The organism is Occallatibacter sp. (genome assembly GCF_036502485.1).
GTDB lineage: Bacteria > Acidobacteriota > Terriglobia > Terriglobales > Acidobacteriaceae > Telmatobacter.
The window spans coordinates 1-23,464 of the sequence record NZ_DASXYM010000044.1 but is presented as its reverse complement, the minus strand read 5'-3'; the positions used below and the strand labels follow the sequence as shown (position 1 = coordinate 23,464).

The window sequence follows — 23,464 nt, the reverse complement described above, 5'->3', positions numbered from 1 at the left end:
GAAGGCCCTCCCGGGCGGGAGGGCTTTGCTATTTGGGAGCCGGCGTGAAGATTTCACGCTTGCTGGGCTCGGGTTTCGGCTTCGGCTTGGGAGCCTTCTTGGTTTCCTTTTTGCCTTTGTCTTTGTTCCCCATGGGTGACAGTTTGACATAGACCGCTGGATCGGGGGAAGAGGCGCCGAGGCGAGTTGTCAGTTTTCAGTTGTCAGACCGGCAAGCGAATCGCGCGCGCGGCGGCTGACAACCGAAAACTGAAGACCGGCGGCCTCGCTGCTACTTCTTCTCGTCGGTCACAGGCGCTTTGCCCATGTGGTCGTGGTTGAGGATGGCGTTGAAGACCAGTCCGTAGGTGCCGATGGTTTCGCCGCGGTACACGGGGTTGTTGCCGAACAGCAGCACGTTGCCCTGGCCGAGATGAGCATCGACAACCACGGCGCGTTCGGCGATGGAGCCGGCCTTGTCCAGCAGGCCGGAGAGCAGAAGCGTTTTCGCGTCGGTGAAGCGCAGGATAACGTCAGGGCGGTACTGCGCCGGGATGACGCTGGGGTTGTTGCGCATCTGCTCTTCATTGAGATTCTTCGCCTCCCAGGGTTTTTGCTTCTGCAGCGGCTCGGCCTCCACCGCTTTGTGGGCGATAGGCTCGTCGTTGTCTTCGAGCGTGCCGCGGCCAGTGGGCCGCTCCGAGTAAGGATCCATCAGGGTGCGGCCGCCGCTACGTCCCACCGTATTAGCGATGTTGAACGCCATCCCGCTGGCGCTCATCACGGGAAGATTTCCGTCATAGCCAAAGGCGACCGGGTTGTCTTTGTTGACGAACGTGGTATTGAGCACTGAGCCCACGATGCGCGCGTCGGCAGAAGATGCCACGCTCACCCCGGGTGCGAGGCCGGCGTCGATGGCGAATTGCGCGGTGTCTTCGCAGGTGATGAGCAGGCCGCCGTCTTCGACAAACTTCTTGAGATGAGCCAGTCCGTCGTAGCCGAGGCCGGGCCGCGTGTCGTCTGTGGAGTCGCCGCCCACTTCGAGGTTGGGCGTGAGGTCAGACTTCTTCCACGGCATGGGATTGTTCCACATCGGCATGCCGTTGATAATGTCGCTGGCGCTGGCGCGCGCCACCGGAGCGAAGATGATGACATCGTACTTGGAGTGCAGGTCGTCGATCCTCCCCGCGGTTTGCGTGCTGATGTAGTCGAAAGGAACGCCGGCCGTGTCGAAGGCATAACGCCACCAGCCTTCGGTCTGCGTGGCAAGCCAGGTGTGCATGAAGGCAATGCGCGGCGCTTGCATTCCATGCAGCGGCGTCTGCGGCGTCGCGGACATGCGAACGCCGTCGAGCGCCAGGTCGTGCAGTGCCTTGGCGAGCTGATCGTCGGGAGCGTTCGTGATGAGCAGGGAGCCGGGGTTAAAGTGCTTGCCGTCCGCGTCGAAGCCCTTCTCGGCTATCTGCACGTTCGCGCCTTTAACCTTGTAGAGAACCGACAGCAGGGTGGTCTGGCCGGTGTTGTTGATGGCCACCACGGAGCCGCTGCCGCTGACTTTGCCGGAAATGGATGCGGCATCGGTGAGGGGCTTCATCTCGGCCTTGAGGATCGCCGGATCGCTGATGCGCGCGACCTTGAGATTGAAGAGCTCGCTGAAGGACCAGCCGGTGTCGTCATAGGGGTGCTTCTGCGGATCGTCGGGCGCCCAGTACTGGCGATCGAGTAGCGCATCCGCGATGCGGCTGAAGGGCTGATCCATGCGGACCACGAGGCTGCCGGCGGGGAAGGTCTGCGGCTTGAGCTTGTCGTCGCGCTTTTCGCCGGGAACATTCACGGTGGCCGCGGCGGAGAGCTGCTGCACTTCGACATGCTGGCGAGCCAGCGACTTCAGCAGTTCCACGTTGCGGTTGGCGTGCGCTTCATCGTTGGTGATGATGTAGGCCGCTGGGCCCTCGAGCGTGGGCTTCTGAATGGAGCGCTTGCTCTTCTGGTAGTAGTTCTCCAGGAAGTGGCGGGTATTGTGGGAGAAGTAGGAGATAGTGGTGAGCAGCGCCGTCTGCTCGTAGTTGTTGTTGTCGCGCTGCGACCAGTTGACGATCGGCCAGGGTGGATTCTGGCGGTACCAGGTGCGCGAATACTCTTCCGGCCGCAGGATGCGCTTTTCCGTGTCGGCCCCACCGTTGCCGAAAGTCTCATAAAGGCGCGAGATGCCGTTGTGCATGGCGGCAAGAAACATCAGGTAGCCGGGGCTCCAGGTGTCGAAGTCTCCATGGGTAAAGACGCCCGGCATGCCGAAGGACTGCATCTGCGCGATGTTGTTCCAGCCGAGCTCGGCCCATTCGTCGGTCAGTGTCGGATCGACCCAGGCGTTATAGGGCCCGTCGCCCACGGTGTTGTCGTAGAGGAAGGGAACCGATTCGTGCAGGTCATGCAGCACCGTGGCATGCCAGTCGATGTAGGTGTTAAGTATGTTGCGCGTCAAATCGAGCGTCATGCCCATGGCATCGCGATTGTTGTCGTGCGCAACGTAGTGGCCCCAGTAGAGCAGGCGCGGGTAGTCTTTGCCGGGATTGGCCTTGTGCCACTTGTAGATGTCGACCATGCGGTCGCGGCCGTCCACTTCAACCACCGGCGTGATCAGCACGATCATGTGCGAGCGGATGTACTTGATATAAGGCGAGTCGTCGACCGCCAGACGATACGCGAGCTCCATCAAAGCTGTCGGCGCGCCCGTCTCAGGCGAGTGGATGGTGCCGGTGATGTAGTAGACCGGGACCGACTGATCGATGAGTGTACGCGCCTTCGCGTCGTCGAAGTTGATGGTCCTGGGATCCGCGAGCTGCGCCAGGCGGGCCTTGTTGGCGTCGGCATTCTTCAAGAGATCAGCATCACCGATGGCGACGGCGATCTGCTCGCGTCCTTCTTCGCTGTGGCCGATGGTGAAAACCTTCACGCGCGGGCTGGCGGCCTCAAGCATCCGGAAGTACTTGTAGACATCTTCGGCATAGGGAAGAAAGTCAGGTGCGCCGGAGACATCGCCGAGAACCTTGGCGGGAGTAGGCACCGTCTTCGACGCGGGAAGGTAGTCCACCAGGGGAGAAACGAACGAGGGATCCGTTGTGTACTTCTTGATGTGGTCCGTGTAGGACTGATCGATGGGCTGTCCTGGGTCGCGGGCGTAATTGTTGTCGAGATTGGGAAGCTGCGCACTGGCCGCGAGGGCAGCGGCACATAGAAGAAATGCAGGCAGGGACAGCCGGGAGAGTCTCATAGTCCTCATTCGTAAATTGTTTGAGTAGACGCAAACAGGGGCTGGAATGCGTTGCATAACAAGCTACACGGCGAGCATGGGGGAATTCAATCAAGGCAGGAATAGGGAGTAGCGAAGAGGGAACAGAAGAGGCCACGGCTCCGGGACGATCCGCCTGATTGAGGAAGACCTGTCCCGCCATAAGGCTGGTCAATCTGGGAGCTTGGAATTCGGCTGCTCAGGATTCAGCATGAACTGCGCTGTCGCTGTCGTCGTCCAGGATCGCGAGTTCCACGGTGCTGAGAATGGCGCGATCGCCCACGACTTGGACTTCCGCGATTTTCCCGCCGCGGAACGTGAAACGCAGCAAGCGGAAGAGGCGTCCCCGCGGTGCGATGACGAGGCCCGCGTCGCCGTCAATGAGGGCGGGTTGTGCGAAGCGTGCACCCTTGGCTGTTTTGACGGCCTGAGCGGCCCAGTCTCGCGCACCCCGCACCTCCGGCGCCTGGCCTGATACCGCAGACGCGGCATCCACGCGAACGATCAGATCCGGGTCGAGCACGGCAAGCAGGTCATCCACATTGCCGGCCCGCAGTGCTGTGAGAAACGTTCGGACGAGTTCCCGCTGGTGCGCAAGTTCGGTGCGTGGCTCGGCCGCGCCGCGCACGCGACGGCGAGCACGGCTGGCAAGTTGCCTGGCCGCATCGGGAGAGCGGTCCACGATGCGGCCGATCTCGTCGAAGCTGAAATCGAACAGGTCATGAAGGACAAACGCGAGGCGTTCCGCGGGGTTGAGACGATCAAGCACCACCAGCAGAGCGATCCCCACGGCGTCGGCCAGCAACGCTTCCTGCTCGGGATTGGAGCGGGCGCAGGAGCGATCGGATGTGTGTGGCGCCGGTTGCGGGGCCGCCGTTTCATCCAGCGACTCCTCGCGATGCGCAGTGCGGGAACGAAGCATGTCAAGACAAACGCGGGAGACCACCGTGGTGAGCCAGGCGCGCATGTTGCTGATTCCTTCGGCTCCCGAGCGGCTCAGCCGCAGCCAGGCTTCCTGCACGGCATCATCAGCCTCGGCGAGCGATCCGAGCATGCGGTATGCCACCCCGCGCAAATGCCCCCGACTCGCCTCGAACTGTTCCGCCAGCCAAAGGTTTTGCTCCATCCGTCACATTCTCCCGCCGTGCTTCGTCATGGTGTTGACGTACGAAACCAAGTCTATGTGACAAGGAGATCCCCAATATGCAGGCACGTATGAAAAATCCCGTCATGGTTCTTCCTGAAGTGATGCCTCACGCACTCGCCCTCAATGCGGCGGTCGAAAAAGCAGGGCTGCCCCAGAAGACGCTGAAGCTCGTCCACCTGCGCGCGAGCCAGATCAATGGCTGTGCCCTCTGTGTGGACATGCATGCGCGCGAGCTGGAGCACGCGGGTGAATCCAGGGAACGCCTGTTCGCCGTCGCGGCCTGGCGTGAGACGCCCTACTTCACGGATGCGGAGCGCGCCGCACTGGCCCTGGCCGAAGCGGCAACGCGCCTGGCCGATAGCCCCGATCCCGTCCCGGATGCAATCTGGAACGAAGCCACCCGCCACTACAACGAGCGTGAACTCTCGGCGCTCATCATCTCCATAGCCGTCATTAACATGTGGAATCGCGTGAATGTGACCACAAGGCAGATTGCGGGAGAATGGCGACAGTCAGCGGAGGCTCGCAAATGGGCCGACGAGCGCCAGCACGCTCACGCGGTCTGAGAAAATACACCCGGCAAACGCAAAAAAGCGCCGCTCTTACAACGAGCGGCGCTTCGTCGTCAGTGGTGTTGGAGGCCGCTGGTTACATTGCGCCGCCGGTGGTGCCGCGGCCTACGTAGACCTGCTGCGGTGCGTCCACCTTGACGCCGCCGTTGTTGACCTTCAGCTTCATGCTCTCCACGCCGGGCTTGCTCACGGGAGCGGTGAAGGCCACTTCGTATTGGTTCTGCAAGCGGCGATCCAGGTCCTTGAAGAAGGGCTGGAACGAAACCGGATTGCCCATGCCTTCCCAGTAGCTGTTTCCGCCGGTGGCTTGCGTCACCTGCGCAAGCAGGTTCTGGCCGGCATTGTTGGCGTACCAGGTGCGATCGAAACGGCCCTTGTTCTGCCAATAGATCGAGTAGACCACCAGGCCCGAGCGAACCGAATCAGAGATTGCGGTTTCCATGTACGGGTCCTGCGAGTCGTACTGCGGGTTGTAGTAGTCCACACCGTCCGTGATCATCACTACGACGCGCCGCGCGCTGCGATCCTGCGACGGCCAGTGCTTGGCCAGGTCAGACAGGCAGACGTACGCGCTCGCGTTTTCGCCGGGGGAGCCGGCCGGAATGCGGAGCCCCTTGAGCACCGCGTTGCGATCGGTCGTCAGCGGCGACACAACACGCGCCGTCCCGAACTGCATGTAGGCCAGCGTGACCTTGGCGTCTGCCGGCAGACCGTTGATGAAGTTTTTGATGTCCCCGAACTGGTTCGACAGGCTGGTGCGCGCCCCGGCGTCCATCATCAGTACGACTTCCAGTCGGTCGCTGTTGCTGCGCAGCGATTGGACATTGGTGATGGTCGCATCCTTGCCGTTGATCCTGACCTGCAGATCCTGCGCCGATACCTCGCGCGGCTGGGCGTTCTTGTCCGGCAGCACCGTAACCACTGCCTGGCCGTGCGTCTGGGTGTCGCTGGAGGTGTTCGCTTGTCCGAACACCGGCACGGCAAGCAGCGCCGCCGTCGCAAGTCCGGTTGCCAGTTTAGTTCGAAATCTAAGTACGTCCATCTCTACATTCTCCTTCTCATCCTCTGTCACATCTCTTTAGATGAAGTTCCGCAGATTTTGTTGCGGACCTGGAAAGGTTGCCTGAAGGGAAGATCCATTCCGCGCCGAGCCCGACCCCGTGAAGTGAGGCACCGTCAAGGAGTTAAGGGAGGGCGCGCGGGAACGATCAGGCGGGGGAGTTCTGGCCTCGCTCTTTTCGTCCAGTACATCGGTCGTCGAGGTGTCGAATTCCGGCAGTTACACCGTTCCCTGATTTTTCCGGCAGGATTTTCAGGCTGGAACCGGAGATTGCCGCGCTCGCAGTGCAACGCGGGCGGAGAATGGTTGCACTTACTCTGCCAATCCGATATGATCCATAGATGTGCCCGGTGAACTTTGCCGGGCCGTCAATTGCACCACGGTATTTGGGTCCTGACCGGACGGGCGGCATTCGAAAATACTGCCCGGTTGAGGTCGGCGATCCCCTCGAAAGAGGGCTGGCAGATGCGGTGGGAGACGAGGGAAAATGGCACAGAAAGCCAGCAAGAATATTGCGAAGGCGCGCGCTGCTGTTACGCAGCCGGCCTATGAATTGCAGGACGCGGTCAGCCTTCTGCAGAAAGTCAAGTACGCCAAGTTTGATGAAACCGTAGACCTGACCCTGCGTTTGGGGGTCGATACGCGCCACGCCGACCAGATGGTCCGCGGAACCGTGGTTCTGCCGCATGGTCTGGGCAAGACCAAGTCCGTGGCCGTGATCGCCACCGGCGACCGCCAGAAGGAAGCGCAGGAAGCCGGCGCGGATTTCGTGGGCGGCGAGGAGATGGTCGAAAAGATCCAGAAGGAAAACTGGACGGACTTTGATGCCCTGATCGCCACACCCGACATGATGCGCGTGGTGGGCCGCCTGGGTAAAATTCTGGGCCCCAAAGGCCTGATGCCCAACCCGAAGACGGGCACGGTGACCATGGATGTGGCGGCGGCGGTTCGCGAAATCAAGGCGGGTAAGGTGGAGTTTCGCGCCGACAAAACCAGCCTCGTGCACGTGCCCGTGGGCAAGCTGAGCTTCGATGCGCAGAAGCTGGTGGACAACGCGACCACAGTGGTGACGGCGATCGTTCGCGCCAAGCCTTCCGCGGCAAAGGGTAAGTACATCAAGAGCATGACGTTGAGCTCGACGATGGGCCCCGGAGTTCCGCTGGATCAGGCTGTGGCGGACGCGGCCGGCAAGCACTAAGAGGCAGTTGTCAGTGATCGGTGGTCAGTGATCAGTTGGCGCCGTGGGGCGACCGGCATTGTGCCTGACCTTGGGATCGAGAAGCGGATTGGAATACGCCCGGAGCGCGGGCGAGAGAAGGGATCGGGGAGCAGCCAAGATGGTGGTTCAGGTTGACTGACCACTGATCACTGACCACTGATCACTGTGCGGAGCACACAATGGCGATTTCGAAAGCAAAGAAGCAGGAGAAGGTCCAGATTCTGACCAGGGAACTGGAGACCTCGACGACCGCAATCATCGGTACGTTCAGCAAGCTGACCGTGGCCAAGGATTTCGAGCTGCGCAAGGTGATCCGCGAGGCGGGCGGCAAGTATCGCGTGGTGAAGAACAAGCTGGCGCCGATTGCCGGCAAGGGCAGCAAGGTCGAAGAGGCCCTCAAGGGTCTCAAGGGCGTGAACTCGGTTGCGTTCACCGCCGGCGACCCCGTGGCCCTGGCCAAGGTGTTCGCCAAGTGGGCCGGTGAAAACGCCGAGTTCCAGTTCAAGCTGGGCATCGTGGACGGCAAGCTCCTGAACGTCGATGACGTGAAGGCGCTAGCCACCATGCCGGGCAAAGAAGAGCTCTTCTCGAAGCTCTTGTTCCTTATCAATGCTCCGGCGCAGCGGCTGGCCACGGTTCTCAATGCCACGGGCCGCGATCTTGCGGTGGTGCTTGGCCAGGGCGTGGAAAAAGAAAAGTTTTCAGCACCCGCCGGGGCGGCAGTTGCGCCCGTCGCACAGGCGGCTCCGGCAGAAGCTCCGGCAGAAGCTCCGGCGGCAGAAGCGCCCGCAGCAGAAGCTCCGGCGCCCGCGGCAGAGAGCGAAGCTCCTGCGCCGGCGAGCGAAGTTTAGTTCAACAGTTTTGGCGGCAACGACGGCAGGAAGGGCGCTGGTCTGGGCGCATCGGAAACTTCCGGTCTGGTTTTTGCAGCCGGTACCATGCATTTCAAAACAGTTCTGATTGGAGAAGGAAAAATGGCGGATCTCGCGCAGTTGGAAGAGCAGATTGTATCTCTGAGCCTGTTGGAAGCGGCGGCTCTGGTGAAGAAGCTGGAAGAGCGTCTTGGCGTTTCGGCAGCGGCGGCGGCCCCCGTTATGGCGGCTGGCGGCGGTGCGGCTGCGGCGGCTCCTGCGGCTGAAGAGAAGACCGAGTTCCAGGTCATCCTCAAGGATGCCGGTGCGAACAAGATCAACACCATCAAGGCTGTACGCGAAGTGACTTCGCTCGGCCTGAAGGAAGCCAAGGACCTGGTGGACGGCGCTCCCAAGCCGCTGAAGGAAAATGCCACCAAGGACGAGGCTGAGGCGATCAAGAAGAAGTTCGAAGGCGTGGCGACGGTCGAAGTCAAGTAGTTACGCCCGCCAGATTGAGGTTTGAGCCGCCGGCTCAGCCTCGGTTTGGAACCATACTTGCATGCCCGGATAGAACGCGCTATTATCAAGAGTGCGCGTCTCTCCGTCTCATTTTGGCACGACACCATAAAATGGGGCGGAATCCGGGCTGCGCTTTTTGGCATCAAAGTAACACCTTCAGACCCGGCATGCTTGAGACAGGGCCAAGCACTTGAGCGGCGGGTTTCGCGCAGATTTAAGTGAAACACCTCGAAGTCAACAGGTTAGGCGGAATCCTGTGGACCAACGGCATTGGGCGGCGGCAAGCAGCAGAAGCGAGCTTTGGGATCGGCGAGAGTAAGGATTGAAGAATTCGGATGGGAGCACTGGCATCGAGCCGCGCTCGTGAGGAATCGCGTCCTCGCGGGCTTTTCGTGTCTCCCGACCCGGTGAACAGCGGCTTTCGGCCCTGAACTTCACTGTTTGCGCACAGGAAATCCAGCTCTAACGGAGTTTCTGGCGCGTCCTTCTCTCCGGATGTGCGCAGTCTAGCGCATTCCTCAAGCGGTCGGCAACGCCTTCGAGGGTAAATCGGCGCGAGGTTCAGGCCATCAGCTTGGCACGTGCATTTTGCGCAGGTATTGCCCTGGCGCAACGGTAAATACGCTGGCGTCGCGGTGAGCCAGCCTGGATTAACCAGTTCTTCCCGTAATTTGCTGGCGCCACCCGAGACTCGGGCGCCGGCCCGAACCAGGCCCCAGCGGGGCGGTCTGCGTTCGGAAGCCGAGAGCCTCAGGAGTGAAGCATGCCCAACGAGAAGCGCGCGATTCGCAGCCGGCTCGATTTTTCCAAAATTCCAACAGCAACGCAGATTCCCAACCTGATTGAAGTGCAGCGCCGCAGCTATGAGCGGTTCCTGCAGATGGATAAGCTGCCCAACGAGCGTGACGATTCCGGCCTCCAGTCGGTGTTCGTCTCCGTGTTCCCCATTACCGACTTCCGCGGCATCTCGCAGTTGGACTTTGTGGACTTCTCGATCGGCAACTGGGAGTGCAAGTGCGGCCACCTCAAAGGCCTCCACCACCTGCGTACTGCTTGTACGAACTGCGGTTCGATGGTCATTACGGACCCGTTCCTGCCGGGCGACGTGCTCTGCTCCAAATGCGGACACTACAACAAGAACACCCCTGACTTCTGCAACAAGTGCGGCGACCCTGTCAGCCTGCAGTTGAAGTACGACCAGCAGGAGTGCGAAGAGCGCGGCATGACGTTCTCCGCGCCGTTGAAGGTGACGGTTCGCCTCACCATCTACGACAAAGACCCCGAGACCGGCAACAAGACGATTCGCGACATCAAGGAGCAGGAAGTCTTCTTCGGCGACATTCCGCTGATGACCCCGAACGGTACGTTCATCGTGAACGGCACCGAGCGCGTCATCGTGTCACAGTTGCACCGTTCGCCGGGCGTCTTCTTTGAGACCGCCAACAATCGCACCTACTTCCTCGGCAAGATCATCCCCTACCGCGGTTCGTGGGTGGAGTTCGAGTACGACCAGAAGAACACGCTGTATGTGCGTATCGACCGCAAGCGCAAGTTCCTGGGCACCATCTTCCTGCGCGCGCTGGGGCTGCGTTCCGACGAAGAGATTCTGAAGACCTTCTACACGGTCGACAAAATCCAGATCGTTGACGGCAAGCTGTTCTGGACGATTCCGCAGGATCCCAAGGCGCATACGCACCTGGTCGGCTCCAAGCCGGCGCACGCCGTGGTACACAACGGCGAAGAGATTGCGCACTCCGGCCGCAAGGTTACGCCGCACACCATGAAGGCGCTGCGCAATGCGGCCATTGACAAGGTCGAGATCGAAACGGCCGAGCTGGATGGCACGCTGACCGCTTCGGACGTGGTCGACATGGCCACCGGTGAAGTGATCGTTGAAGCCAATGTGGAGCTCACCGCGGACCGCCTCCACAAGGTGATGGCCAGCGGCGCCACCGCGGTGGAGGTGTTCTTCCCCGAGCGCGACGACGTGGGCAACATCATCACCAACACCCTGCGCCGCGATTCGATCCGCAAGCCCGAAGAGGCGCTGATCGAGATCTACCGCAAGCTGCGCCCGGGCGATCCGCCGACGCTCGACACCGCGACCGCCCTGTTCGAAGGCATGTTCTTCGATCCGCGCAAGTACGACTTCTCCCGCGTGGGCCGTTTGAAGTTCAACATCAAGCTGTACGAGAACCAGAACGCGACGCCGCTGGATCACCGCACGCTGACGCCCGAGGATTTCTACTCGACCATTCGCTACCTGCTGAAGCTGCGCAAGAACATCGGCATCGTGGATGACATCGATCACCTCGGCAACCGCCGTGTCAGGGCCGTGGGCGAGCTGATGGAGAATCAGTTCCGCATCGGCCTGGTGCGCATGGAGCGCGCCATCAAGGAAAAGATGAGCGTCTATCAGGAGCTCTCGACGGCCATGCCGCACGACCTGATCAACGCCAAGCCGGTGATGGCGGCCATCCGCGAGTTCTTCGGTTCGTCGCAGCTGTCGCAGTTCATGGATCAGACCAATCCGCTCTCGGAGATCACGCACAAGCGGCGTCTCTCCGCACTTGGACCGGGCGGTTTGTCGCGTGAGCGCGCGGGCTTTGAAGTCCGCGACGTGCACCCTACGCACTACGGCCGTATTTGCCCGATCGAAACGCCGGAAGGTCCGAACATCGGTCTGATCAGCTCGCTGTCGTGCTTCGCGCGCATCAACGAGTACGGCTTTATCGAGTCGCCTTACCGCAAGGTGAAGGACGCCATGATCCTCGACTATGTGGAGATTTCGAACGCCGGCGATAGCGGCCTGCGCGTCGGCGATCACATCGAGAAGGACGAGGCGAAGCGCCTGAACGACCAGATCAAGAAGGCCGGCAAGCGCGCCATTGACCACATCCCGTTCAGCTTCTACCTGTCGGCGTGGGAAGAGGACAAGCACACCATCGCGCAGGCCAACATCGAGTTCAATGACGAAGGGCAGATCACGGAAGACCTGGTGAATGCGCGTCGTCAGGGCAACTTCGTGCTGGTGAACCGTGCCGAGGTGGACTACATCGACGTTTCGCCGAAGCAGCTTGTTTCGGTGGCCGCGTCGCTGGTGCCGTTCCTTGAGCACGATGACGCCAACCGCGCGCTGATGGGCGCCAACATGCAGCGCCAGTCGGTGCCGCTGCTGGTGGCCGAGGCTCCGCTGGTGGGAACCGGCATGGAAGGTGTGACAGCCCGCGACTCCGGCGCCGTCGTACTGGCCAAGCGTAACGGCATTGTGGATTCGGTCGACTCCGAGCGCATCATCGTGCGCGTGGAAGGCGAGCATCACCCCACGCAGTTGTCGCGCGAAGTCGGTTCGGACATTTACACGCTGATCAAGTTCAAGCGCTCCAACCAGAACACCTGCATCAACCAGAAGCCGGTGGTGCGCGAAGGCGATCGCGTGCTCAAGGGCCAGGTGATCGCGGACGGCCCCTGCACGGAGCAGGGCGAGCTGGCGCTGGGACGCAACGTGTTGGTGGCCTTCATGCCGTGGCGCGGTTACAACTTCGAAGACGCCATCCTCATCAGCGAAAAGCTGGTGAAGGAGGACTACTACACCTCGGTGCACATCGAGGAGTTTGAAATCGAAGCCCGCGACACCAAGCTGGGACCTGAGGAAATCACCCGTGATATCCCCAACGTCTCAGAGCATGCGTTGCGCGATCTGGACGAGAGCGGCGTAATCCGCATCGGCGCTCAGATCAAGCACGGCGATATCCTCGTCGGCAAGGTTACGCCCAAGGGCGAAACGCAGCTCACTCCGGAAGAGAAGCTGTTGCGCGCCATCTTCGGCGAAAAGGCCGGCGATGTGCGCGATGCTTCACTCACCTGCCCTCCAGGCATTGAAGGCACCGTCGTTGACGTGCGCATCTTCAGCCGCAAAGGACAGGAGAAGGACGAGCGCGCCAAGCAGATTGAAGCGGAGTATGTTTCAAAGCTCGAGAAGAACCTGGGCGACGAGATCCGCATTCTGACGGACGAGCGTTTGAAGCGTCTCGAAGGCATTCTGGGCGGCAAAATGGTGTTGGCTGACTTGCACGACGAGCGGACCAACAAGCGTCTCATCACCAAGGACTCGGTTCTCGATCGCGAAACGATCGAGCGCATCTCCACCAAGAACCTCAAGCGTATCCGCTACAACGACAAGGATCCCCGCGTCAACGAGCAGATCGATGAGATCGAGGAGATGACTTCGCGCCAGATTGAAGTGCTGCGCAAGATCACCAACGAGAAGATCGCCAAGCTCGCCAAGGGCGATGAGCTTCCTCCGGGCGTGATCAAGCTTGTGAAGGCGTACGTTGCCATGAAGCGCAAGCTCAGCGTGGGCGACAAGATGGCGGGCCGTCACGGCAATAAGGGTGTGATCGCGCGCATTCTTCCTGAAGAAGACATGCCGTATCTGCCTGATGGAACGCCCGTCGAGATCGTTCTCAATCCGCTGGGCGTGCCTTCCCGTATGAACGTGGGTCAGATTCTGGAGACGCACCTGGGCTGGGCTGCACACGCGCTGGGCTACAAGATCGCCCAACTCGTGAAGCAGAACAGCGACGTGGAAGCCACCCGCGAACTGATGCGCAAGGAGTTCGCTGGAACCGCGACGCTGCGGCAGCTGGAAGATCTCGACGATGAGATGCTGCTTCGCGTTGCGGCTGGTATGAAGCGCGGCATCTGGTTTGGCACCGCGGTGTTCGACGGCGCGCAAGAGAGCGAGATCAAGTCCTTGCTGGCTTCAGCCGGATTGCCCTCTTCGGGCAAGACCGCGCTGTTCGACGGCATGACGGGCGACCAGTTCGAGCAGCCCGTTACGGTCGGCTACATCTACATGCTCAAGCTGTCGCACCTGGTGGACGACAAGATTCACGCTCGCTCCATCGGACCGTACTCGCTGATCACGCAACAGCCGCTGGGCGGCAAGGCGCAGTTCGGCGGACAGCGCTTCGGCGAAATGGAAGTGTGGGCCCTCGAAGCATACGGCGCCGCATACATCCTGCAGGAGCTGCTCACCGCGAAGTCTGACGACGTGTATGGCCGTACCAAGATCTACGAGGCCATCGTCAAGGGCGAAGCGGCGATCGAGCCGGGCGTGCCGGAGTCGTTCAACGTGCTGATTCGCGAACTGCAATCGCTGTGCCTCGACGTGGAACTGATCAAGCGCGCCGATCTGGTGAAAAAGGTGCCCGCGCCCGAAACCATGGCCGCGGTCGCCGACGACTAGTTCTCAGTCCCTCGGTTGTCAGTGCTTCAGTCTACGAACTGATCACTGACAACTGATCACTGATCACTGTTTTTAAGGGTCCTTCTTGAAAGCGATAACCATCGCTACCCGGGAAGGAAGGACTCCAAAGGAATCCCGGGATGAGCCGCGGCAGAGTTGAAAAAGCCTGCCAAGGAGGGTCGCCTTGTTCCGTTCGAACCCGTTCGAGCTTACCAGCCCTATCACCGACTTCGATGCCATCCGCATCATGCTTGCGTCGCCCGAGAAGATCCGGAGCTGGTCGCATGGTGAGGTAACGAAGCCAGAAACCATCAACTACCGCACGTTCAAGCCGGAGCGTGATGGCTTGTTCTGCGCGCGCATCTTCGGGCCCGTCACTGACTGGGAGTGCCTGTGCGGCAAGTACAAGCGCATGAAGCACCGCGGCGTGATCTGCGACAAGTGCGGCGTCGAAGTTACAGTCAGCAAAGTGCGCCGCGAGCGCATGGGCCACATCGAGCTCGCTTCTCCGTGCTCGCATGTGTGGTTCTTCAAGGGTCTCCCCTCGCGTATCGGCCACCTGCTCGACATTTCCCTGCGTGACCTGGAATCGATCCTCTACTTCGAGTCCTATGTCGTGGTCGATCCGGGCGATGCCCCCGTGCGCGAGCGCGAAATCATCAAGGACGAAAATAAGTTCCGCGAACTCGACCAGCAGTTCCGCCCTTCCGGCTTCAAGGCCATGATGGGCGCGGAAGCCATTAAGGAATTGCTGAAGCGCGTCAACATTGAAGAGCTCGCAGTCGAACTGCGCGAGCGCATGAAGACGGAAGCCTCGGCGCAGAAGAAGATCAAGTACGCCAAGCGCCTGAAGGTGGTTGAGGCGTTCCGCAAGTCGAGCAACAAGCCGCAGTGGATGATCCTCGACGTGCTGCCGGTCATTCCTCCGGAGCTGCGCCCGCTCGTGCCGCTGGATGGCGGCCGCTTTGCCACGTCCGATCTCAACGACCTCTATCGCCGCGTCATCAACCGCAACAACCGGTTGAAGAAGCTGATGGACCTGCACGCGCCTGAAGTCATCGTACGCAATGAAAAGCGCATGCTGCAGGAAGCTGTCGACGCGCTGTTCGACAACGGCCGCCGCGGCCGTGTGCTGCGCGGCGCCAACAACCGTCCGCTCAAGTCGCTCTCTGACACGCTCAAGGGCAAGCAGGGCCGCTTCCGCCAGAACCTGCTCGGCAAGCGCGTGGACTACTCCGGCCGTTCCGTCATCGTGGTAGGCCCCGAGCTGAAGCTGCACCAGTGCGGTCTGCCCAAGAAAATGGCGCTCGAGCTGTTCAAGCCGTTCATCTATCACCGCCTCGAGCAGACCGGCCACTGCACCACCATCAAGCAGGCCAAGGAAATGGTGGAAATGCAGGAACCGGTGGTCTGGGACATCCTTGAGGAAGTCATCAAGGACCACCCGGTGCTGCTGAACCGCGCCCCAACCCTTCACCGTCTGGGCATCCAGGCTTTCGAGCCGGTGCTGGTGGAAGGCAAGGCCATCAAGATTCATCCCCTGGTCTGCACCGCCTTCAACGCAGACTTCGACGGCGATCAGATGGCGGTGCACATTCCCTTGTCGCCTGAGGCGCAGATTGAAGCGTCGGTGCTGATGCTCGCCTCGCACAACATCCTGTCGCCGGCGTCAGGCCAGCCCATCACCGTACCCACGCAGGACATGGTGCTCGGTCTCTACTACCTGACCAAGGCGCATAAGGGTGCCAAGGGCGAAGGTCGCGTATTCGCGAACTACGAAGAAGTGCTGATGGCGCTCGAAGCGAAGGAACTCGAGACGCTCTCGCCCATCCGTCTGCGTTACACCGGCAACGTGCTCGACATGACCACGGCCTACGACGATCAGGATCTGACGCACACCGAGGCCGTCGCTTTCGACAACGACTACATCAACACCACTGTGGGCCGCGTGATCCTGAACGACGCGCTGCCTGCAGGCATGCCGTTCATCAACGGCCTGCTCAAGAAGAAGGGCATCGGGCAACTGGTGAACTATTGCAACCAGAACCTCGGGCTCGAAACCACCGTCCGCATGCTCGACCGCATCAAGTCGCTGGGCTTCCACTACGCGACGCTCTCCGGTCTGTCCGTCGGTCTGGACGACATGGTCATCCCAGCCTCGAAGTATACCGTCGTGGAAGAGGCGGATCGCAAGGTGATCGAAGTCCAGAAGCAGTACATGGACGGCGCCATCACCAACGGCGAGCGTTCCAACAAGGTCATCCAGATGTGGTCGTCGGTTACCGATAAGGTTGCGGACGAGATGTTCGGGAATATGAAGCGCGCCGACGAAGAAGGCGCCATGAACCCGATCTACATCATGGCCGACTCCGGCGCCCGCGGTTCTAAGCAGCAGATTCGCCAGCTCAGCGGTATGCGCGGACTGATGGCCAAGCCTTCGGGCGAAGTCATCGAGACGCCGATTACCGCCAACTTCCGCGAAGGCTTGACCGTGCTCGAGTACTTCATCTCGACCCACGGCGCACGTAAGGGCCTGGCCGATACGGCTCTCAAGACGGCCGATTCGGGCTACCTCACTCGCCGTCTCGTCGACGTGGCGCAGGACGTCATCGTCACCGAGTACGACTGCGGAACTTCAGAAGGAATCGATGTAACCGCCATCGTCGAATCCGGTGAGATTATCGAGCCGCTGCGCGACCGCATCATCGGCCGCGTCTCGCTCGAGAAAATCAAGGACTACGACAGCAACGTGGTGGTCGAGATCAACCAGCAGATCGACGAAGACATCGCCTCGGCAATCCAGGGCGCGGGCGTGGAGAAGGTCAAGATCCGCTCCGTGCTCACCTGCGAATCGCGCCGCGGCGTGTGCGCCCTCTGCTACGGCCGCAACCTTGGTTCGGGCCGCATGGTCGAGCTCGGCGAAACCTGCGGCGTTATTGCGGCGCAGTCAATCGGCGAGCCGGGCACGCAGCTTACCATGCGTACCTTCCACGTGGGTGGCACGGCCAGCCGCGTTGCCGACCAGTCCAAGCTCGATGCCAAGAACAACGGCACGGTGCGCTTCTACAACCTGAACACCGTTGAAAGCAAGGACGGCGCGCTGGTTGCCATGAACCGCTCCGGCTCCGTTGCGATCGTGGACGACCGCGGCCGTGAAAAGGAGCGCTACCAGGTGGTCTATGGCGCGCGTCTCCGCGTGAAGGATGGCGACCAGGTGAAGCTCGGGCAGTTGCTGGCCGAGTGGGATCCGTATACGTACTCCATCCTCACGGAAATCGGCGGCCACGTGCAGTTCAAGGATCTGCAGGAAGGCATCACGCTCAATGAAGAAGTCGATGAAGTCACCGGCCTCTCGCGTTGGGTTGTCGCCGATGCTCCCGACGAAAAGCGCCAGCCCACCTTCGTAGTGAAGGGCGTCAAGGGCAGCAAGCGTTACCTGCTGCCGCGCGGCGCTCACCTCATGATCCAGGATGGCGACGAAGTGGGTCCGGGCGATGTGCTTGCGAAGATTCCCAAGGAGTCAACGCGCACCAAGGACATCACCGGCGGTCTGCCTCGCGTGGTGGAGCTGTTCGAAGCTCGTAAGCCGCGTGAAACAGCCACCATCAGCGAGATCGATGGCGTGGTTCGCTTCGGCGAAGTGGTGAAGGGACAGCGCAAGATCTACATCACGGCCGACAACGGCGAGGAGAAGGAATACTCCGTGCCGCGCGGCATCCACGTCAACGTTCAGGAAGGCGAGCGTCTGCGTGCCGGCGATCCTCTGATGGATGGACCGCTCAACCCGCACGACATTCTCGACGTTCTCGGCGAGAAGGCGCTGCAGGGCTACCTGGTGAATGAAATCCAGGAAGTCTATCGCCTGCAGGGCGTGGCCATCTCGGACAAGCACATCGAAGTGATTGTCCGCCAGATGCTGCGCTGGGTCCGGATCGACGAGATCGGCGACTCCAACTTCCTGCTCGAACAGCAGGTCGACCACTTCCGCTTCACCGAAGAGAAGAATCGCGTGGAGAAGGAAGGTGGCCGTCCGCCGCAGGGCCGCCCGCTGCTGCTCGGCATCACCAAGGCGTCGCTCTCGACCGACAGCTTCATCTCCGCCGCGTCCTTCCAGGAAACCACGCGCGTGCTGACCGAAGCTTCGATCAATGGCGCCATCGACAACCTGCGCGGACTCAAGGAGAACGTGATCGTGGGACGCTTGATCCCCGCGGGCACAGGCCTCGAGTACTACCGCAACGTCCAGCTCTCACCGGAACTGGAAGAAGCGGCAGCCCGCGTACAGCAGGAAGTCAGTGCCGAAATCGAAGCCGCCGAGCGCGAACTGGAGATGATGCGCCAGGAAGGCGAAGCGGAAGAGATGGCGGCAGAGTAGCTGCTTCAAGTTACTTCAACAACAAAGGCCCGGCGCAAGCCGGGCCTTTCGTTTGCCTCCTGAAGCGCATCGAGAATGCAATAGAATGACGCCGGAGTGTGGTACGGCAGATGAACGAGAATACGTCCCAGAGATCGTCCAGTCAGAAACCTGGTTGTACGATGAGCAGGTTCCATTTGAGGTCTGGATCGTAAGGCAGAATTTGAATACTGGTACGAAGCGGAATCTTCCGACGGTCCTGAAGAGCTCAATCCCGATGGCGAAGTCTTCCAGGTTATCTTCGCTCAGGACCGCATGACGACTAGCTTGGGGCCGGCTGAGCCCCCCTTGTCGAGGGCAATAGCGGTTGCGGAGAATCTGATCCAGGGAAAGATCGCATCGGAGAATCACGTCCGGCAAAAGCTGTTGGGCGGAAGGCTCTATTCTCTCGTTCCGATGGATGACCAATAGCTGTTCGCAGGTGTAACCGGCGGAAGCTCGTCTGTTCCCGGTTTGTTACCATAGTCCAATCCGCCTTACCTGACCCAATCAAGATGCCAAACAAAGCCACCGTCGCAATGCCCGCCCCTAGCCGTCCCGAACCCACCAGGCCGCCCGTCCTGATGGAGCGCACCCAGCCCGTCATTGAGCGCCTTTCCGCCGCTCTCGGCGAGCCCGTCTTTACCTACTGGAACTCCACCAAGGGAGCCATCTGCCAGAACGACGTTGCCGGCCTCTATGCCCTCGTGCGCGCGCGCGGCCACGTTGACAGGCTGTCGCTGTTTATCAAGTCGGATGGCGGATCGGGCCAGGCGGCCCTGCGCATGGTGAACCTGCTGCGCCGTTACGTGAAGCATCTCACCGTGCTCGCGCCGCTCGAGTGCCAGTCCGCGGCTACGATGTTGGCCCTCGGCGCCGATCGCATTCTGATGGGCCCCCTCGCCCATCTCTCCGCGGTCGACACCTCGCTCACCCACGATCTCTCCCCCATCGATCGCGACAACGACCGCGTGAGCGTGAGCAATGATGAGTTGCTGCGCGTGATTCGCCTGTGGACTGAGCAGGCCAAAGACTCCACTCAGAACCCGTACCAGGCGCTGTTCCCGTACGTGCATCCGCTGGTGATCGGCGCCGTCGATCGGTCCAGCGCGCTCTCCACGCGCATCTGCGAAGAGATCCTCTCCTACCACATGACCGATCTCGACCGCGCCCGCGAGATATCGAACATCCTCAATGCCGGCTATCCTTCGCACAACTACCCCATCACCCTGCGCGAAGCCAGGCGCATCGGGCTGAACGTGGAAGCAATGGATGATTCGGTCAACGGTCTGCTGTTCGAGCTGAACGAAATCTATTCAGAGATGGGGCAGAGCGCGTCCACGGATTTCGACGAGCGCAACTCGCATGACAACAGCATTCTCAACGTGCTGGAGTCGAGCGGACTGCTCATCTACTTCCAGCTCGATAAGGACTGGCACTACCGCAGCGAAGAGCGACGCTGGGTTCCCTTGAACGACAAAAGCAGCTGGCGCAAGGCGGAGATGGTGAAGAGCAAGGTCGTGATCTCGCAGTTGCACGTCCGCTGAGCCGCCTGAGGATCAGTCAAGTTTCCCTTGTTGCGGATTGCTCTTACTTCCGCAGCTCAGGGTGTCGGTCCGTGTGCCCCGTGTGCTTCGATACGTACATTGCAGCGTCGGCGGAGGTCAACAGGCTATCGCGCGTTGCGCCGTCTTCGGGGTACAGAGCCACTCCCAAACTGGCTGAGCCGTGCAGAACGTAGCCCTCCAGTTCGAACGGCTCGTCGAAGCAGCTCTCCAGCCGCGAGGCAATCTCGTCCACATCGCCGCGACCGCGGGCGACTGGAACGATGGCGGCGAACTCGTCGCCTCCCAGCCGGGCCAGCAGATCGGCCGAGCGAAGTTGGCTTTTCATGCGCGCGCACACTTCCTGCAGATAGAGGTCGCCCACGCGGTGCCCGTAAACGTCGTTCACCTGTTTGAACTCGTCCAGATCGACATAGATCAGTCCGAACACCGCGGCCTGTTGCTTTGCACGTTCGATCAGCCCGTCCAGTTGCTTTTCGAGCGAGAAGCGATTGTGCACATCGGTGAGCAGGTCGAACTCCGAACGATACACCAGGTCGGTGAAAGCCCGCCGAGTTTCAATCGCCAGCGTAGCCAGGCGCGTGCCCTGGAAGAAGGCCAGCTTTTCGTCGTCGTCCGGGATTGCCTCGGCATCCATGGCCGCATACAGGTAGCCCAGTGGTTCCCCTGCCCGTGCGGGGATCTCTTCTTTAATGAGGCGCCTTCCGCTGAGGTCGGATTGATAGCCGCCCAGTGTGGCTCCGCCGGTCACCTGACACCAGCACGCAGCCCCCTTGAGCCGGAAGGAGACCAACTCGGTGATCTCTTCCAGCAGTTCCGAAAGTGGTCGAGTGCCGTTGATATCTTCCAGTACGCAGCTGCGGCGGCGTTCAATCTCGGTGTTATGCCGCGCCATCGCCGCATCTGCTTCGCTGCGTCTCGCCAAAATCGTGCTTTGTCGTTCCACCTTCCGCTTCAGCATCCAGCCCCAGGCGAAGATGGCCACCACCAGAACCAGCAGAAGGCCGACAGTCTTGATCAGGTTAGCCACCGTCAACGGCGACGGCCGGGCGACGATCGCTACGTCGTCGAAGGACCGGATCAGCAGATCGAAGGGAACTCTGACGTTGAACGGATTGGAGTCTTCAAGCACGCAGATGCCGGTTACCCGCACCCGCGAGCCCGGAGGAATGCGCTTCATGGGCGGAACGGAGCTTCCATTGGTGCTTGAGACGATGGGGTGGCGGTAGATAGCAGAGAACAGATGGCCGTCGCTGACCAGCACATACTGATCCTGGCCGCCCTCCCGGACTTCCTCCACCACATTCGCCTCAATGGAGACGAGGTCGAAGACATGATGGCTCTGGGTCAGATCCTGCCAGGTTACCGGCACCGCTTCCACCGCAACTGCTTTTTGGCTGTCGAGGATCTCTCCGTTGACGATCCGCAAAAAGCCATCATGCAGCCCGGGCAGTCCAGTGGCCTCGGCCAAATCGCCGATCCGCACTCCATCGGTCGCATGCGTGTTGATCCACAGGCTGCGTATGCCATTCTGCAGCACCACCGCTGATCCGGGGATGAAGTAGGTCACCGTACCCTGAACGCGTACCCGTGAGGATTGATTGCTCACATGGTATTTCGTCATGATCTCGTCCATGGGCGTGAGAGGGACGGACCATGGGTTCATCTTCTGCGGTTTGACGATGTTCACCTGCGAGAGGTACTGCGTGTGCAGAAGGGTTCCGGTCATCTCCATCTTGCCGTCAAAACGGCCTGAAGCGACACCGGTCGCTTCAATCTCGGCATCCAGCATCGATGACAAGGCGTCCGGATCGTTGCTCTCGATCTGGACTTCGGCGATGCCGCCATCCATTGAGACCTGCAGTGTGGTGCTGGGACGATCAGAGCTCGTGACGATGTCAGCGGAAATTACGGTGCCATGCACTTTCACAAAACGGCAATCGTACTGAGCCTGAATCAGCGCATCGAAGGTGATCATGGGGGGCTTGGGCAACGCCGCCTGCCCCACCACCTTGATCTCCGCCGTGGCGATGAAGGGACGGAAGCTCTCATGGGTGATGCCGTGGATGTGGACCCGGTCTCCCGGCGCAAGGCTGTAAGTTCTCTCCGGCCGCACGTAAATCCCTGCGTTGCCGTCCTCTACAAAGAGCGTTCCTTCATAGGGACGATAGAACGTGACGGTGGCGTCGAAATCCACCGCGAGGTGCGCGGCGGCTTGCGCGTTGGAGAGACGATGAATCTCCGCAAGCGACGTGACAGGCGCAGCCGCGTGAAGGGCCGGCATCAGCGCCAGTCCCAGCAGCAGCACCGTACGATCTATCCACTTCCGCATCTGATCTGTTCGCATTCATACGCCTCAAACGTCCGGACAATCACCCTTAGCAACAAAGCAAAGCACCTGACGCCGGTCTTCGGGCATGAGTAAGAGCGCAGTTCAATCTGTTTAAAATCTTTGCCGTTCATCTTACAAACCGCTGTGCCACGCTGGTAATGACACATTTGGGTTACTTCGGTGCGTCCCGGGCTGGCGCAGAAAGGCCGCCACCCCAGGCGCGTATCATGGCAGTGCAGGAGCAGCGGTCGCGGCTGATTGCGCAGTCGGCCGCAAAAATTGCCCCTGCTGCACAATATCGGCGAGATCCCCTATGTCCAATACAGGTACGAACGAAACGGTAGTAGCCGCTCCCGGTGGTGGTCTGCAGTCCCTTCCCACACGTCAGATTCGCGTGATTGGCGTGCCTCTCGATATGGGCGCCAGCCGGCGCGGTGTCGATATGGGGCCTTCAGCCATGCGGGTGGCTGGTCTTGAAGCCCGCCTGAAGGCGCTCGGCCACCGCGTCACAGACGGCGGCAACATCAAGGTGGAGGTTCCGGAAACCCAGGCCGAGGGTGCGGAAAACGCCCGTTATTTGAAGCAGATAGCGGAAATTTGCACGCGCACCGCTGAAGCCGTGGTCCAGGCAATGGAGGAGGGAATGACTCCCCTGGTTCTGGGCGGCGACCACTCTCTGGCTGCCGGCTCCATCTCCGGCGTCTCCGAGTTCTATCGCCGCCGCAACCAGAACATTGGCTTGGTCTGGATCGACGCCCACTCCGACATCAACACGCCCGACACCTCGCCCTCCGGCAACGTGCATGGCATGCCGCTCGCCGCGTTGCTCGGCCTTGGGCCGGAGCTGCTGGGAAACATCTATGCGTACTCGCCCAAAATTCAGGCGGAGAATACAGTGCTCATCGGGGTGCGGGATATCGACGCCGCCGAGCGAGCCAACATCAAACGCGCCGGTGTGGGCGAGGTCTACACCATGCGCGACATCGACGAGCGGGGCATGCGCACGGTGATGGAAGAGGCCCTGCGCGCCGCCGGCCGCGGAACCGCGGGCTACCACGTTTCGCTCGACATGGACTGGATTGATCCCGAGGACGCCCCCGGTGTCGGTACGCCCGTCCGCGGCGGCGCAACCTACCGTGAAGCTCACCTGGCCATGGAGATCATCGCCGACCACGGCCGCCTGCTCAGCTTCGAAATGGTGGAGGTGAATCCGGTGATCGACGAGCACAACCGCACTGCGGATCTGGCCGTGGAACTGGCCTGCTCCGCGTTTGGGAAAAAGAT

General features: G+C 60.9%; 12 protein-coding genes. 8 read left to right on the top strand and 4 right to left on the bottom strand.

Annotated elements, in window-relative coordinates; genetic code table 11:
- Positions 1-271: 271 nt before the first annotated feature.
- The gene (locus tag VGL22_RS07625; protein ID WP_465266312.1) at positions 272-3,250 is read right to left on the bottom strand and encodes a M14 family zinc carboxypeptidase; all 2,979 of its coding nucleotides are present in this window, start codon (positions 3,248-3,250) and stop codon (positions 272-274) included.
- Positions 3,251-3,467: 217 nt separating this feature from the next.
- Positions 3,468-4,394, bottom strand: coding sequence for a sigma-70 family RNA polymerase sigma factor (locus VGL22_RS07620; RefSeq protein WP_465266311.1), 927 nt, complete (start codon positions 4,392-4,394; stop codon positions 3,468-3,470).
- A 77-nt stretch (positions 4,395-4,471) separates the two neighbouring features.
- Here VGL22_RS07620 and VGL22_RS07615 point away from each other — a divergent pair, with 77 nt between their 5' ends.
- On the top strand, positions 4,472-4,981 hold the full coding sequence (locus VGL22_RS07615; protein WP_465266310.1) for a carboxymuconolactone decarboxylase family protein: 510 nt from the start codon (positions 4,472-4,474) through the stop codon (positions 4,979-4,981).
- Positions 4,982-5,063: 82 nt separating this feature from the next.
- On the opposite strand, the gene VGL22_RS07610 is transcribed toward VGL22_RS07615, so the two are convergent.
- Entirely contained in the window at positions 5,064-6,029 is a 966-nt protein-coding gene (locus tag VGL22_RS07610; protein WP_465266309.1) for a vWA domain-containing protein, read from the bottom strand.
- 505 nt (positions 6,030-6,534) lie between these two features.
- Here VGL22_RS07610 and rplA point away from each other — a divergent pair.
- From rplA to VGL22_RS07580, 6 genes are all read left to right on the top strand, one after another.
- Entirely contained in the window at positions 6,535-7,245 is a 711-nt protein-coding gene (gene rplA / locus VGL22_RS07605) for a 50S ribosomal protein L1 (protein ID WP_465266308.1), read from the top strand.
- A gap of 200 nt (positions 7,246-7,445) precedes the next feature.
- On the top strand, positions 7,446-8,117 hold the full coding sequence (gene rplJ / locus VGL22_RS07600; RefSeq protein ID WP_465266307.1) for a 50S ribosomal protein L10: 672 nt from the start codon (positions 7,446-7,448) through the stop codon (positions 8,115-8,117).
- A 123-nt stretch (positions 8,118-8,240) separates the two neighbouring features.
- Entirely contained in the window at positions 8,241-8,618 is a 378-nt protein-coding gene (rplL, locus tag VGL22_RS07595) for a 50S ribosomal protein L7/L12 (protein WP_465266306.1), read from the top strand.
- A 784-nt stretch (positions 8,619-9,402) separates the two neighbouring features.
- Complete coding sequence (gene rpoB / locus VGL22_RS07590; RefSeq protein WP_465266305.1) at positions 9,403-13,890, top strand: DNA-directed RNA polymerase subunit beta; 4,488 nt, start codon at positions 9,403-9,405, stop codon at positions 13,888-13,890.
- Positions 13,891-14,074: 184 nt separating this feature from the next.
- Positions 14,075-18,265, top strand: coding sequence for a DNA-directed RNA polymerase subunit beta' (rpoC, locus tag VGL22_RS07585; protein WP_465266304.1), 4,191 nt, complete (start codon positions 14,075-14,077; stop codon positions 18,263-18,265).
- Positions 18,266-18,798: 533 nt separating this feature from the next.
- The gene (locus tag VGL22_RS07580; protein WP_465266303.1) at positions 18,799-19,830 is read left to right on the top strand and encodes a hypothetical protein; all 1,032 of its coding nucleotides are present in this window, start codon (positions 18,799-18,801) and stop codon (positions 19,828-19,830) included.
- A gap of 43 nt (positions 19,831-19,873) precedes the next feature.
- On the opposite strand, the gene VGL22_RS07575 is transcribed toward VGL22_RS07580, so the two are convergent.
- Positions 19,874-22,195 (bottom strand): diguanylate cyclase domain-containing protein, encoded by a 2,322-nt coding sequence (locus VGL22_RS07575; protein WP_465266302.1) that lies wholly within the window; start codon positions 22,193-22,195, stop codon positions 19,874-19,876.
- 298 nt (positions 22,196-22,493) lie between these two features.
- On the opposite strand from VGL22_RS07575, the gene rocF reads away from it, so the two are divergent.
- On the top strand, positions 22,494-23,464 hold a 971-nt coding region (gene rocF, locus VGL22_RS07570; protein WP_465266301.1), incomplete at its 3' end, for an arginase.

Coding starts and splice junctions, on each gene's coding strand:
- VGL22_RS07610 (WP_465266309.1), bottom strand. CDS start 6,029: ATGGACGTACTTAGATTTCGAACTAAACTGGCAACCGGACTTGCGACG.
- VGL22_RS07580 (WP_465266303.1), top strand. CDS start 18,799: ATGCCAAACAAAGCCACCGTCGCAATGCCCGCCCCTAGCCGTCCCGAA.
- rplA (WP_465266308.1), top strand. CDS start 6,535: ATGGCACAGAAAGCCAGCAAGAATATTGCGAAGGCGCGCGCTGCTGTT.
- rplJ (WP_465266307.1), top strand. CDS start 7,446: ATGGCGATTTCGAAAGCAAAGAAGCAGGAGAAGGTCCAGATTCTGACC.
- VGL22_RS07625 (WP_465266312.1), bottom strand. CDS start 3,250: ATGAGACTCTCCCGGCTGTCCCTGCCTGCATTTCTTCTATGTGCCGCT.
- VGL22_RS07620 (WP_465266311.1), bottom strand. CDS start 4,394: ATGGAGCAAAACCTTTGGCTGGCGGAACAGTTCGAGGCGAGTCGGGGG.
- rpoB (WP_465266305.1), top strand. CDS start 9,403: ATGCCCAACGAGAAGCGCGCGATTCGCAGCCGGCTCGATTTTTCCAAA.
- rplL (WP_465266306.1), top strand. CDS start 8,241: ATGGCGGATCTCGCGCAGTTGGAAGAGCAGATTGTATCTCTGAGCCTG.
- VGL22_RS07615 (WP_465266310.1), top strand. CDS start 4,472: ATGCAGGCACGTATGAAAAATCCCGTCATGGTTCTTCCTGAAGTGATG.
- VGL22_RS07575 (WP_465266302.1), bottom strand. CDS start 22,195: ATGCGAACAGATCAGATGCGGAAGTGGATAGATCGTACGGTGCTGCTG.